General features: G+C 34.7%; 14 protein-coding genes. 5 read left to right on the top strand and 9 right to left on the bottom strand.

Annotation, left to right across the window (positions count from 1 at the left end; all coding sequences use genetic code 11):
• Positions 1-122: 122 nt before the first annotated feature.
• Positions 123-740 (top strand): ABC transporter ATP-binding protein, encoded by a 618-nt coding sequence (locus A3EM_RS0106950; protein WP_020527464.1) that lies wholly within the window; start codon positions 123-125, stop codon positions 738-740.
• Positions 741-812: 72 nt separating this feature from the next.
• Positions 813-1,262 carry a lipocalin family protein gene (locus tag A3EM_RS0106945; RefSeq protein WP_020527463.1) on the top strand — a complete coding sequence of 150 codons (450 nt, stop codon included), beginning with the start codon at positions 813-815 and terminating at the stop codon, positions 1,260-1,262.
• Positions 1,263-1,280: 18 nt separating this feature from the next.
• On the opposite strand, the gene A3EM_RS0106940 is transcribed toward A3EM_RS0106945, so the two are convergent.
• The 5 genes from A3EM_RS0106940 to A3EM_RS0106915 form a co-directional block, all read right to left on the bottom strand.
• On the bottom strand, positions 1,281-2,204 hold the full coding sequence (locus A3EM_RS0106940; protein WP_020527462.1) for an aspartate carbamoyltransferase catalytic subunit: 924 nt from the start codon (positions 2,202-2,204) through the stop codon (positions 1,281-1,283).
• A gap of 53 nt (positions 2,205-2,257) precedes the next feature.
• Positions 2,258-2,803 carry a bifunctional pyr operon transcriptional regulator/uracil phosphoribosyltransferase PyrR gene (pyrR, locus tag A3EM_RS0106935; protein ID WP_020527461.1) on the bottom strand — a complete coding sequence of 182 codons (546 nt, stop codon included), beginning with the start codon at positions 2,801-2,803 and terminating at the stop codon, positions 2,258-2,260.
• Between the two features lie 169 nt (positions 2,804-2,972).
• Positions 2,973-3,614, bottom strand: a complete 642-nt coding sequence (locus tag A3EM_RS0106930; protein ID WP_020527460.1) for a YdeI/OmpD-associated family protein — start codon at positions 3,612-3,614, stop codon at positions 2,973-2,975.
• Positions 3,615-3,794: 180 nt separating this feature from the next.
• Entirely contained in the window at positions 3,795-4,718 is a 924-nt protein-coding gene (locus tag A3EM_RS0106920; protein WP_020527458.1) for a glucosaminidase domain-containing protein, read from the bottom strand.
• Between the two features lie 143 nt (positions 4,719-4,861).
• On the bottom strand, positions 4,862-5,875 hold the full coding sequence (locus tag A3EM_RS0106915; protein ID WP_020527457.1) for an isoaspartyl peptidase/L-asparaginase family protein: 1,014 nt from the start codon (positions 5,873-5,875) through the stop codon (positions 4,862-4,864).
• 233 nt (positions 5,876-6,108) lie between these two features.
• On the opposite strand from A3EM_RS0106915, the gene A3EM_RS0106910 reads away from it, so the two are divergent.
• Positions 6,109-7,443 carry a hypothetical protein gene (locus A3EM_RS0106910; RefSeq protein WP_020527456.1) on the top strand — a complete coding sequence of 445 codons (1,335 nt, stop codon included), beginning with the start codon at positions 6,109-6,111 and terminating at the stop codon, positions 7,441-7,443.
• On the opposite strand, the gene A3EM_RS0106905 is transcribed toward A3EM_RS0106910, so the two are convergent.
• The 4 genes from A3EM_RS0106905 to A3EM_RS45590 form a co-directional block, all read right to left on the bottom strand.
• Positions 7,440-8,339 carry a DUF58 domain-containing protein gene (locus A3EM_RS0106905; protein WP_020527455.1) on the bottom strand — a complete coding sequence of 300 codons (900 nt, stop codon included), beginning with the start codon at positions 8,337-8,339 and terminating at the stop codon, positions 7,440-7,442. The two genes, A3EM_RS0106910 and A3EM_RS0106905, sit on opposite strands and share 4 nt — an antisense overlap.
• Before the next feature lie 125 nt (positions 8,340-8,464).
• On the bottom strand, positions 8,465-9,301 hold the full coding sequence (locus tag A3EM_RS45595; RefSeq protein WP_157637766.1) for a septal ring lytic transglycosylase RlpA family protein: 837 nt from the start codon (positions 9,299-9,301) through the stop codon (positions 8,465-8,467).
• Positions 9,302-9,564: 263 nt separating this feature from the next.
• On the bottom strand, positions 9,565-10,770 hold the full coding sequence (locus A3EM_RS46880) for a septal ring lytic transglycosylase RlpA family protein (protein WP_020527453.1): 1,206 nt from the start codon (positions 10,768-10,770) through the stop codon (positions 9,565-9,567).
• A 150-nt stretch (positions 10,771-10,920) separates the two neighbouring features.
• Positions 10,921-11,781 (bottom strand): SPOR domain-containing protein, encoded by an 861-nt coding sequence (locus A3EM_RS45590; protein ID WP_020527452.1) that lies wholly within the window; start codon positions 11,779-11,781, stop codon positions 10,921-10,923.
• A gap of 443 nt (positions 11,782-12,224) precedes the next feature.
• On the opposite strand from A3EM_RS45590, the gene A3EM_RS0106885 reads away from it, so the two are divergent.
• A complete protein-coding gene (locus tag A3EM_RS0106885) occupies positions 12,225-12,545 on the top strand; it encodes a DUF3276 family protein (protein ID WP_020527451.1) in 321 nt (106 codons plus the stop codon).
• 190 nt (positions 12,546-12,735) lie between these two features.
• Positions 12,736-13,836 (top strand): AI-2E family transporter, encoded by a 1,101-nt coding sequence (locus tag A3EM_RS0106880; RefSeq protein ID WP_020527450.1) that lies wholly within the window; start codon positions 12,736-12,738, stop codon positions 13,834-13,836.
• The last annotated feature ends 2 nt before the right edge of the window (positions 13,837-13,838 follow it).

The raw sequence follows: 13,838 nt of genomic DNA, 5'->3' as shown, positions 1-13,838 counted from the left end.
AGTGCCACAGCAGCTAAATTCATATGGTGAATTAGTTCCGGAAATCAGATGATTAAAGCCATTAATTTACAGGTGGATTTCGCGCTAATCGCACTAGTATCATTCCTAATATTTTTATGTAAATGGATATTCAATTAGCTTCTTTAAACAAAAAATTTGCAAGAGACTGGATATTCAATAATCTTGACTTTAAATTTAATCAAGGAAAGAAATACGCTATTACAGGAAATAATGGAAGTGGGAAAACAACCCTTTTGAGAATTATTGCCGGAATAGACCATCCGTCATCCGGAAATATCACCTATTCTGTAAATGGTAAAAATGTATCTGGGGATCATATTTATAAGCTGCTATCGTATGCAGGCCCTTATACTGAGTTAGTAGAAGAATTTAGCCTTTCGGAGCTTTTAGATTTTTATCTAAAATTTAAACCTTTGGAAATTGGAAAAAATGAGTTTATAACCAAAACTGGTTTCCAGGGTTTTGAGGATAAAATCGTGAAAAATTTTTCATCTGGAATGAAACAAAAATTGAAACTTGGTTTAGCGATTTTTACCCAAAACAACCTTGTTTTGCTGGATGAACCCACATCAAATTTTGACCAGATAAATACCAATTGGTACCTGGACATTATTAAAAAGAACTACCCTGAAAAGACAATTATCATTTGTTCAAACCAGAAAATTGAATATGATTTTTGTGATCAGGTTTTAAATATTATGGATTTTAAAAACAGGTAAAACACCGGGGAAATTACGTATCTTTCATAGGCAGTTTTTTAGGTTTTACCTCACTTTTAATCAACTACATTTATGAATCTATTGAAAAGGTATAATTTAATTCTATTTATACAGATTGCTGTATCGCTATTTTCCTGCAAAGAAGACCCCAATCCAAATCTTACTGATGCGCAGAAAATTTCCAAAAGGTGGGGAATCCAATCAGTGAAGATCAACGGGTTTGAAGACCCTAATTTTAGCGGTTCTGATTTTTCAATCACATTTAATTCAGACAGTGAAGGAAAAGCCTCCACTTATTCAATAGTGCAAGGTTCTGTTCCAAGGCCCGATGCTCCTTTTCAGGGAACTGATGGTACCTGGAAATTGACTACAACGGCCATCGTTTATAATGAAACAAGCAATGAAGCGGCTTCCAATACTATTTTAGAATTGTCTGAAAATATCCTGATCATTTCATTTACTGTACCGGAGGAGCTTGATAAAACTATTCCCACCTACGAATACACTTTATCCCCGAAATAACATAGTTGTTTTATTCTTTTATCTTTTTTGAGCCAATAGAAAAAGGACTGCCATTCTAATAGCCACACCATTTTCCACCTGATCAAGAATAATGGAATGCTCAGAGTCGGCCACATCGGAAGTAATTTCTATTCCCCGGTTTATTGGGCCGGGATGCATTATGGTAATTTCTTTATCCAGAGCATTCAACATTTTCTTGTTTACTCCATAATAAAGGGAATACTCTCTTAAGGATGGAAAGTTTTTAGTCTTTTGGCGTTCCAACTGAATCCTCAGAATATTCGCCACATCACACCATTCTAATGCCTTCCTTACGTCCAATTCTACTTTTACACCCAAGTCTGAAATGTATTTAGGCAGGAGTGTAACCGGACCACAAATCATGACTTCTGCACCAAGCTTTTGTAAAGCAAAAATATTTGAAAGAGCTACTCTGGAATGGGAAATATCTCCAATAATAACAACCTTCTTCCCTCCTACTTCACCGTGTTTTTCTCTTATGGAGTAAGTATCCAATAGAGCCTGAGTTGGATGCTCATGAGTTCCGTCACCAGCATTTACAATATTGGCATCTATATGTTTGGCTAAAAAATGGGGTGCGCCCGGACTGGAATGCCTCATGACTACCATATCCACTTTCATGGACAGAATGTTTTTGACAGTATCGAGGAGGGTCTCTCCTTTTTTCACCGAACTTGATGCCGAAGAGAAATTGATTACATCTGCAGAAAGCCGCTTCTCAGCCAATTCAAAAGAGAGCCTAGTTCGAGTGGAATTTTCAAAAAAAACATTGGCAATGGTAATATCTCGCAGAGAAGGGACCTTTTTAATTGATCTATTAATTACAGCTTTAAATTGATCTGCTGTTTCAAAAATTGTTTGTAAATCTTGTTCGGTTAAATTTTTGATCCCGAGGAGATGCTTTACGCTTAAATCCGCCATCAATGTGTTTACTAAATTCTAAAATAATTTTCCTTAAACCAAAAAGCTTTTTTTTACTTCACCTGATTTACCAACCAGATATTATCTTCTTCAAAACCCTGTTCAACTAATTCTACAATTACCCGTTGGGATTGTATCGTATTTACTGTTTTTCCAACATAATTAGCTTCTATGGGTAAATCTCTGCTATACTTCCTGTCTATAAGGGTTAGCAGTTCCACTTTGCTTGGTCTCCCAAAAGCAAGCATGGCACTTATGGCTGCCCTTACTGACCGTCCGGTGTAAAGCACATCATCAATTAAAATCACCTTTTTTTCCTCAATAATAAAAGGTACATTGGTAGAATTGGGCGTAAGAGGAGAATCTCTTCGTCTGAAATCATCCCTGTAAAAAGTGGTATCAATATAGCCAATCGGCAATTCTACCCCGGATAATTCCAAAAGCCTGGATTTAATCCTTTCTGCTAAAAAAATTCCTTTGGGTTGTAATCCAAGAATAACTGAATCGGAAAATTCACCATGATTTTCGATTAACTGTTTACTTAATCTACTTATGATAATATCGATTAATTTTCCATTAAGAAGTCGGAGTTTTGCCATGGGGCAAATATAATAATTCAATTGAGTAGAATAAACAGAGGAAAAAATTTTCTATCGCAATTAATTTCTAAAAGGCTAAAATTCTTTCTATCCTGATAAATATTAGATAAGCCAGAAAAGATAAATCTCTAAATATTTATGAATCCAAACATCTTTTTTATCCATCGGCCTAACCTCTTTTTTGGCCACTATACTTATCATGGAGTCCTTCTCCATTTAAGATCTTTTCTATACTTTTTTCAATTCTTGAATTCCTGGTTTTTGACTGTTTGGGCGCAGAAAAATAAATAATATAACCTCTTTGCCGCCCTGACGTAAGGCTTTCAAAGGCAGTTTTTAATATGGGATCGTTATTAAACTTCTCCTCCAATTCATATGGAACAGGCTCAGGATTCTTTTTAAATGAAATTTTCAAGCCTGATTTTTCTACTTCAATGGCTTCAAAAATACAGGCCTTTATTTCAGGCTCATTCCTTAAGATTTCCTCCAAACTTTTAAACTTTATCAAACGGGCCGCCTGAGAATTTTCACCAGGTTTTTCTAAAATTTTATTTGAATTATTCAATAAAGCTCCTTTGAAAAAACTCAGGGAGCAATATTCCTTAAAGGCACTTATTATCAATACATTGGTTTTCTGGAAAGTATAACATGGTACGCCCCACTTGCATTCTTCTATTAGTCCACAATCAAGCACTAATTTTCTAAGGAATTCCAATTCAGGAATCCAGCGTTGAACTTTACAATCAGGAGTTCCCCCCAGAGCACATCGCCCACAGCCCTCTATCAAATAATTATCGACTGTTTTATTCATAAAAATTAGGATTAAGCTTAAAGATGGAAATCCACCATTTTACTTAAGGACGAATATTTAAAGTATTTTGAAAAAAAAACCATTTGCCCTTTTAAAAGCGGCTTTTCAACTAAACGGTAAACTGAAATTAATAAAAAAGCCTGTCATTCGACAGGCTTTTGGTTCAATAAGTTTAGAAAATTATAATGGTTTATTTTTTCGGAGATAAATCTTATCACCTGGTTGAATCACCGATCCATACCACATATTATTTTTCTTATAAAGAGCCTCTAATTGAATACCGTATTTTTGAGAAATCTGATATAAGGACTCTCCCTGTTCTACATAATGATAGTCCATTCCTTTAGCTGCTTTTGTTCTTTTTTTCTGCAGATAGATTAGCTGGCCTCCTCTTATCTCATCTCCGGGACCAATTTCATTATATTTTTCAATTTGTTTTACTTTAATTCCAAGTGAAAGTGCTAAATCATTTTTAGTTTCATTTTCGGCAACAATAATTGTTTTTCTTTTATTAAAGATTTGGATATCTGAAACCCTTGAAACTGAGATTAAACCTGCTCCGGCAGCAACTTTTCCTTTATATTTTACAGGCCCGGCTTTATCAAACTGATTTAAATTATATTTTTCAATAATATCAATCAATTTTTTAGAATAGGTCGGACTGGTGGCATAACCTGCTTTTTTTAATCCTTTTGCCCAACCCTTATAATCTGTAAGGGAAAGGCTAAATAAAAATTCATATCTTGAACGAGAACTTAGGAAATCAGCATGATCGGCATAAGAATCCAATACAGAATTGTACTTTCGGAAACATTCATTTTTTCGATCATCGTCCATTCTGACTGACTTTCCCCGCCAGTCATGACATTTGATTCCAAAATGATTATTTGCCTTTCTGGCAAGCTGGCTATTGCCATTACCAGACTCCAGCATACCCTGTGCAAGTGTAATACTTGCAGGTACACCTTTTTTGTGCATATTCTCAATAGCAGCATTTTTATAGGAGCTGATATATTCGTGTGGAGAAAAGTTTCCATCCTTTTGTGCAAAAAGGAGCTGGAAGTTCAAAAGCAATAAACTTAAGGTAAATAGGATTGTTTTCAATTTGGTCTAATTTTTAAGTGGAAAAAAATAAATACAGCAAGAGAACTGCCAAAATTCCAATTTCAAATTTAAAAAGTCCTAATAACCAGACAAAAGGAATTTAAAATTCTTCTAACGTATATCCACTTAAATGGTTATGATGATTATTCATCCTTATAAATAAAAACTGCCTTTTTCCCACCGGCCTTGATAAAACCTCTGTACATTCCTGCGGTATTAAATGGCATGGCCACATTTCCTTCCTGATCAAGGGAAATGACCCCTCCGGTTCCTCCAAGTGCTGTAAGCTTTTCCATTATTACTTTGTTAGCTGATTCCTCCAGGGAATTGCCTCTATATTCCATCATGGCAGAAATATCATATGCCACCACTCCTCTGATGAAATATTCACCATGACCGGTGGATGATACAGCACAGGTTTTATTATTAGCATAAGTTCCAGCCCCAATTATTGGTGAATCGCCAACTCTTGCAAATTTCTTATTAGTCATCCCACCAGTAGATGTTCCGGCAGCCAGGTTTCCATATTGATCCAAAGCAACAGCTCCCACAGTTCCATGTTTTCTGTTGGCATAATCTGAAAATTGAATACTTCCCCTACCGTCTTCCGCCTCCTTTATCCGATCCAGGCTTTTTTTCCTCCTTTCGGTATAAAAATATGAAGGTTCTACAATTTCCAGGTTTTGTTTTGTAGCAAAGGCTTCAGCTCCTTCTCTGGTCAGTAAAACATGTTCTGAATTTTCCATTACTTCCAAGGCAGCAGTAATTGGATTTTTAATAATAGTAACCCCGGCAACTGCTCCGGCATTTAAGGTATTACCATCCATTATAGAAGCATCCATCTCATTTTTACCATTGTTGGCAAATACTGCCCCTTTTCCAGCATTGAATAAAGGAGAATCTTCCATTACTTTAATTGTTGCCACAATAGCTTCCAAACTTGTACCTCCTTCATTTAATATTTTATATCCTGTTTCTAAAGCTTCATCCAGCTTTTCCCGATATGCCTTTTCTTTCTCAGGAGTCATGTTTTTTTTCAAAATGGTACCGGCTCCACCGTGAATTACCAGTGTAATTTTATCTTTCTTTTCCTGTGAAAAAAGAGAAAGCCAGCTCAATAGTAATACTAAAATTAAAAAAATGGTCTTGTTCTTCATTTTTGTAGTTTATTAAATTGTTGTTGTAGATTCTGTTAGTGTGGAAAGGCAATAAGTTCTGCCAATAAAGTTAGTTAGTCAAATTCAAAATATTTCAATTTGAACAGGCAAAATCTATTACGGGTCTGGCCAACAATTAGAATTAATTTTAGTTGAGCAGCATGGTGTTCCTAAAATTGCGCTTATATTTGTTTGAGTTTTGCTAATAAATCTATTTCAAATTTTCTCAATAATTGTCAATCGCAGCTTTTCCTCTTGATAAACTTCTCGTCATTCTTGGAAATGTTTTATTTATTTTGTTTTTGGGTGATCAACTTTTTAAAAGAAGTCCTGAAACCTCACTCAAACAACATTTTTGGTTTGCCTTTTCTTTAAAAATTTTTGCAGGAATCGCGCTTGGACTGGTTTATAAATTTTATTACACTTCCGGAGACACTTTTTCACTTTTTAGAGATAGTGTCAGGTTTTCCAGTGTAGCTTTCCAGAATTTTGGAGAATATCTAAACTTATTATTTTCAAACGGTCCAATTTCCATTGAATCCTCCCTGGAAAACCACAATGCAAGAGCAGTGTTTATGGCTAAAATACTTAGTATTCCCAATTTGCTCACCCTTCAAAATTACTGGCTAACCACCTGGTATTGTTCCTTTTTTTCTTTTTTCGGAATTTGGAAATGTGCCAATACATTGGAGAGGCTTTTTAAAAAACATCATTTAGAAATAGCCATGGCTTTCTTCTACTTTCCCTCCGTTTTATTCTGGACCTCAGGGATTTTAAAAGAAAGTATCTCCATAGGAAGTATTTGTTTATTAATTAGCCTGACTTTAAATTTCTTACATCCCGGAAGAAAAAAGGCTATTTATGAAAAAGGATTGAGTATTTTTATCATTCTTCTTTGCCTTCTGGTGATTTGGAAACTTAAATATTATTATTTCGCTGTATTGTCTCCATGCCTTTTGGCTTATACCCTCACTATTTGCTTCGAGAGGTTTAATACATTTAACCAGATTTCTAACAAACTAAAATTTGTCATCCTATTCTCCGGAATAATTTTAGCAGCAACACTGGCCCACCCCAATCTGAATCTGGAAAAATTCTTAAATGCATTGGTAAAAAATAATGAATTGATGGCCGAACAAACCGAAAAAAAGGAAAACCTGATTCAATTCACACAACTGAATCCCAATATTCAAAGCATAGTTTTTAATACTCCAAAAGCAGTAATTGAAGGATTATTTCGGCCATATATTTGGGAAAAGGGAAATTTGCAAAAAAAACTCAGTTCAATAGAAAGTTCATTTCTACTAATTTTAATTTTAATCAACACATATTACCTGGCAGATAAATCGATTTGGAATAAAAAAGGGGAAAATAATTTACTGCTATTGGCAAGCATATTTTATATCGGAATAATGCTCATATTTTTAAGCCTTGCTTCACCCAATATAGGGAATCTTGTAAGATACCAAACTGGTTTCAAACCGTTTTTAGTAGCCATTTTACTTTCTGTAAGTCCAATACCACAATGGGCAACTAAGCTATTAAAAAAAGAAAAATGGAAAATTTAACCCATTCTTTTTCTCTTTATTAGATAGGGCAATAACACCTGATCCACTTTTTTGGCACAATCCGCTTCAATAAAATCAATTTTATACTGGCCACATTTAATTTTTATTTCCTGGAATCGCTTGTTAATCTGATCTTTATATAGTTTTTTAACCTGAGCAGGTTGTGCTTTTTCTTTTTGTCCTGTCTCAACATCAATAAACACCATGGGCCGGTCTGGGAAATCGAAATCCAACTCAGTTTTTTGATCATAAACATGAAAAATTAAAACTTCATGGTTGTTGTGCTTTAAGTGCTGAAGTGCTGAAAAAATTTCATCGTGGTTATCAATGTTTTCCATCATGTCACTAAATAAAATAATTAGCGACCTTCGGTGAATACGGTTGGCTACCTGATGAATAACATCCGCAACAGAGGTTTTTTTATTCGTTGGCCTTTCTTCCAGCATTTGTTTTAATAAAAGAAACAAATTATGAACATGAGTGTTGGTAGATTTTACCTGAGTGAATAAATCAACTTCTTCCGAAAAACCACAAAGCCCAACTCCATCTCGTTGTTTTTGCAGTATATAGGCAAGACAAGCCGCTGAAAAAATACTAAAACTGATTTTCCCATGATTTTCAAGCGGATAATACATTGAAGAGGATTTATCAATCAAAATCATGCATCTCAGGTTTGTTTCCTCTTCAAACCTTTTGGTATACAACCTGTCGGTTCTGGCATAAACTTTCCAGTCTATGTATCGGGTACTTTCACCCGTGTTATATAAATTATGTTCGGCAAATTCTACACTAAAACCATGATAAGGAGATTTATGTAATCCGGTAATAAATCCTTCTACCATTTGCTTGGCCAGAAGTTCCAGGTTTCCATACTCTTTTATTTTCTTTAAATCCATAATCTGGTTTTGTGTTAAGCCCTAAAATCTTAAAAAATTTGCCCGTGTAGGTTTGGCTAATTTAAGGAATCCTTCAAAAAATAAAGCATGGTTTCCCATGCTTTTTAAAACAATTTAGTCTGGCCTTAAAATTTCTTTACAAAGGCTTCGGGAAAGCCTTTCATTTTGGCGATTGGTAATTGTTCCTTGGCCGATTCTTCATCTTTTTTAGAACCATAAATAATTCTATAAGTCACATTACCACCACTATTATCCGATTGAATGTATAATTCCTTCAACCCAAGATCAATCGCTTCCCTTCCTACTTCAATTGCCTTATTAATATCAGTGAAATAGCCAATTTGTAAGCCAAATCCTGAAGGCGTAATTTTGGTACCCCAAACATTATAAGTACCGGGTTGCAGAAATCTTTCTTCCAAAGGTAAAGTAGAAACTGCTGCTGCACCTGCAGCCACTTCCCCTTTTTTAGTTGGAGTATTTTTTTGAGTTTTCTGAGTTTCTTTTGGTTTTTCTGAAGGAGTAGCAGCGATTTTTTTATCCGCTTCAGCCTTATTCTTCAGTGAATCCGAATTAGTGGTTACCACCTGATTATCACCAACCTTAAGAATCTCCAGTTCCACAGTAAGTTCACCTGTTTTTAACATACCAAGTTTCAATGCCGCTCTCTTGGAAATATCTAAAACTCTGGTTGGGGTAAGTGGTCTGTCATTAATCCTAAGCGTAACCCATTTATCAGGGGAATCGAGATTTGTGACCTTAATAATGCTATTAAATGGAATGGAAGCATGAGCTGCCGTCATACTATACATATCATATTTTTCTCCATTGGCGGTTTGCTTTCCATCAAGATCTTCTCCATAAAAAGACGCTTTTCCTCTTTCTTTATAACCCTTATCAAATTGTTGAGCCAAAAGGAATTGCGGCACACAAAATAGAAATAAAAAAATTGCTCTTATAACCATTTTCCCAGTTTTTAATGAAAATTGAAATGAAATTAATTCCTTCATCAATATAAATAATTTAGATTTTCCTAATTTAATCAAATGCAAAGTTGGAATTTTAAGGTATGCATTTGAATTTAAAAAATGCAATTTAATAGGGGATTGCAGTATAATAAGGAATAATATCTAAAAAAATTACAAATAATAGCTTTAATATCAAAGTTAATTTTAAAAAAATCAAAATTGTAATAATTCAACAAAGCCACAAGAAGGAGAAATTAGGTTTATTCTCCTTCCATATGTTTTTTAATAAAGGCATCAAATCCGTGACCTTTTAATATTTCTAATAAATCACTGCCATCCTCCTGTGTAGGAAATTGCCCTATAATTACCCTAAACTCTTTCTGGCTTTGTCTCCACCCGGCTTGGATAAAAACATATTTAAACTGGAATTTTTCAAATCTGAGGGCTATTTCCTGCGCCTTCATTGGAGAACCGTATGCCCCAACCTGAATGCCATATCCTGTAGGCTCCATTACTGTTCCATCTGAAAGATAAGTTTTTACAGGGGCAAACATTTTTAAAAGTTGTTCTTCCTTAGACAATGCCACACCCGCTACAGCTGCGCCTTTGCCTAATTGTTGATCTCCGGAAAAAACTACCTCCAGATTTACAGGAGTTTGCCCCATCCCTATGATTCCCAACTGGTTGGCTGCAGCATAGGATAATGTAATGATATCCTCACCACTTTCTGGTTTCTGTTTGGGCCGATCATTTACCCTCACCAAAACCTCTTTCCCATTGGCTACATTTATCACTTTTACCAGACTATTTAAAGGAAAACTATTATGGGAAGCTGTTAAGGCATACATATTATGCGTTTCCCCGGTTACGGTAATTTCTCCGTTTTTTGACTCGTCATAATAATTTGCCTGTGCATTGGGTTCAAGTGCCTGAACAGTTGCCGGTTCAGTCACTGGCACAACAGCCGTACTTAATAATGCATTTTGTTGTGCTTCAGTTAATGGCTGAGTGGTGGGCAAAGCGGTAGAAACCGCTGGAGTTTCAGTTTCCTGAACAACTTGAGGGTTTTCCACTGCAGGCGCCATGGCAGCTGCACCCGGGTCTAAACCCAACACTTCAATTTCAACCTGGGCTACCCCGGCCTTTACCAAGCCAATTTGCGCAGCAGCAGCCCTTGAAAGGTCTACTATTCGTCCTTCTTTATGAGGCCCTCTGTCATTTACACGGGCCTGAGTAGCCTGACTTGTTTCCAGATTGGTAATTTTCACCACCGTACCAAATGGTAGCGTTCTGTGAGCCAGGGTAAAAGCAGCTTTATCATAAGGTTCTCCACTGGCGGTTGGCCTTCCCTGGAGTTTGTCATTATAATAAGAGGCTTCCCCTTTTTCTTTAAACCCTATATCCTGGGAAAAAAGTGGCGTATTGAGAATTGAGTAAAATAAAAATAAGACAAAAAAATTCTTCATAGTAGTTTAAAAAAATATTCCTTCAAAATCCGATTTAAATCACCGTTTTTTGATGAATATTAGTGATTTATTTAAGCGAATATAAAAAATTAAGGGAAATCTTGCTTGAGAAAGTAAAATTTATCAAAATTAGAATAATACTATTTTGAATTATCGATTGGCCTTCATAACAGATGAAGCCTGAAAATGGGATTTCACAAATGCACCAAACCGATAACTTTTTAGCGTTTCTGCAACTTCTTTTGCTTCTTCTTTTTCTCCATAATCACCAACTAGCACTCGGAAATTTTTTTGTGAATTTTGCCAGCCAGCCTGGATATAAATATTAATGAAATTCAGATTTTCTAACTTCTGAGCTAATTCCATTGCTTTAGTTATTTCAGCAAATGAACCTACCTGAACCCCAAATCCTTTGGGAAATATTTTTTTTCCACTTTTTAAATAAGTATTTACGGGTAAAAATGTAGCTGTCAGATCCTCCTCCTTTAGCTCTACGGTAAAGCTTCCAGGATCAACCGGGTTTAATAACCGGAACCTTTTTGCTTCAATTACTTCAGGGGAAACTTCACCTGTAGTTTCAAAAATTGGTAAAATGGTGTAAAACAATTCTCTGGAAACATCCAAAGCCAATAATTCTATCCGGACTCTTGTAAGGGTTTTTCCCACCATATTAAGCTTTTTTGCAGATAAATAAGTTAAGTCTGCAATTCTGGTTTTGGTATAAGGTTTATCGGTAATTCGGACGATAATGGATTTGTTGTTTTCCAGATTGGTTATTTTTACCAGACTATTTAATTGGATTGTAGCATGGGCCGCTGTATAATCATTAGCATCATAAACTTCTCCATTCCATGTCATCTTGTGATTTCTATTATCGGGATAATAGGAAGCCATACCGGTTTGGGAAAATCCTATTCTTTTGATGGTCTGACTAAAACATTTCGATAATTGAGCAGCACAAATCAGAATAATGCAGAAAATGTATTTATATATTAAGTACTTATTTCCCATAAAAATCTTTAAAAATTAATTCAATAATAACATTTATCTTTTTCCCTTTTGGTTAATTCAATTTTCACCGGACTCAGTCTCCTGCATAACCAGTTGAATATCAACAAACTATTATCAATATAAAAATCAAAAAAACAAACTATAAAGTTTCGGAAAATTGATTGAAGGAATTTTTTTTCTGATAAAATCAATTTTTAGGAATTCTTTTTTTCCTAATAATTTTTGCGATAACCATTTTTATTCGCTTAATTAAAGGCAAAATTGGATTTATATAAGTTTAAATACGCTTTATCCATTATTTTTTTTAATTAATTAATGGAATATTGTATTGGTTTTCCAATTGAAATTCTAGATTTGTGAATAATTCAATTTATCTAAATTATTTTTAATAATTAATAAAAGTTATAATTTTACTTCAAATTTAAATTTAACTATTTAGGGACGTGGACGATAACAAAGGCACTGGAAAAGAAGAAATTTATTCCAAAAGAGTTAAAGCTGGTAAGAGGACTTACTTCTTTGATGTGAAAGCAACCAGGTCAAATGATTATTATTTGACAATTACAGAAAGTAAGAAGCGGTACAAGGATGATGGATTCTTCTATGAAAAACATAAAATTTTCTTGTACAAGGAGGATTTCTCAAAATTTTCTGATGCGCTCACTGAATGTATAGACCATGTAAAAGAGGAACTTATGCCGGACTTTGATTTTTCACAGTACGACAAAAAAGAGGACGAAGATACTGATCTCACTTGGGATTAATCACATAGATATCGCTAAGTAATTGTAAAGCTCTTGTACTGAACAAGAGCTTTTTCTATTCCCCCATATTTTCTTTAAATGACTTTTACTGAGGTTTTTTGAGGAAAATCAGTAAAATTGTAGTTTGGGATATAACGCTCTAAATGGTTCCTTTTTAGAGAAATAAGCCCCTGTTTTTTAACCTGAATCAATGGCAAAATTTACCATCAATAAAACAGCGGTTAATCTTGCGCTTTTAATCTTTTCCTTAGGATTATTGGCCTGGATATTCTCTGAAATTGTGGTTTACATTGTAATTGCACTGGTTTTATCTGCCATTTTAAGAACACCTACAAATTACATTTCACAATTTCAGTTTTATGGTTTAAAGGTTCCCCAATTAATCGCTACCATTATAGCATTTTGCCTGCTCATCGGTTTAATTACACTTTTCGTTTACCTTTTTGTCCCTCTTGTCACTACTCAGGTTCAGGTTTTATCTTCTCTGGATCTGGAAAAATGGACTGGATACATCATGGTTCCAGTGGAAAGTGTAGAAGATTTTCTAATCAAAAATGATATTGTGGATGAAAAGAAAGGTTTTTTAATTGAAACCCTTAAAAATAATATCCGCATACTAGTTGAGCAATTTCAATTTACACAAATTTTAAACAGTATTTTATCCGTAACCAGTAGTTTTCTTGTCGGGGCAATGGCTGTTTTTTTTATTACCTTTTTTATTTTATATGAAAAAGGACTTTTCAGAAGGCATTTAATTTCCCTGATTCCAAATAGATATTTTGAGGTATCAATCTCTGCCTTAAGTAAAATTGAAAAATTACTTTCCAATTACCTTTTGGGTTTACTGCTGCAAATGGTTTCCATATTTTCCATAGCCTCATTTGGTTTATTAATTGTGGGAATCGAATATGCTTTAACCATTGCAGTATTTGCCGCAGTAGCCAATCTTATTCCTTACTTAGGGCCTATATTAGGCGCTTCATTTGGTTTGATTGTAGGGTTTTCAACTTCGCCAGATTTAGTTACTTCCCAGGACTATGTATTTCTGATTTCTAAAATTTTGGCGGTCTTCGGTGTCGTTCAGGTAACTGATAATATTTTTTTACAACCCATTATCTTTTCAAAATCAGTTAAAGCCCATCCACTTGAAATATTTCTTATTGTCTTCGTTGGCGCTACGCTTTCCGGCCCGGTAGGAATGATTGCCGCTATTCCCAGCTATACCATTTTAAAAGTTTCAATGGTTGAATTTTATAAAGGATATCAACAATATCAAATTTTCAGAAACTAAAG

Source organism: Flexithrix dorotheae DSM 6795 (genome assembly GCF_000379765.1).
Lineage (GTDB): Bacteria > Bacteroidota > Bacteroidia > Cytophagales > Flammeovirgaceae > Flexithrix > Flexithrix dorotheae.
Note: the sequence above shows the minus strand (reverse complement) of the source record. Positions and strands in the feature narration are given on the sequence as shown.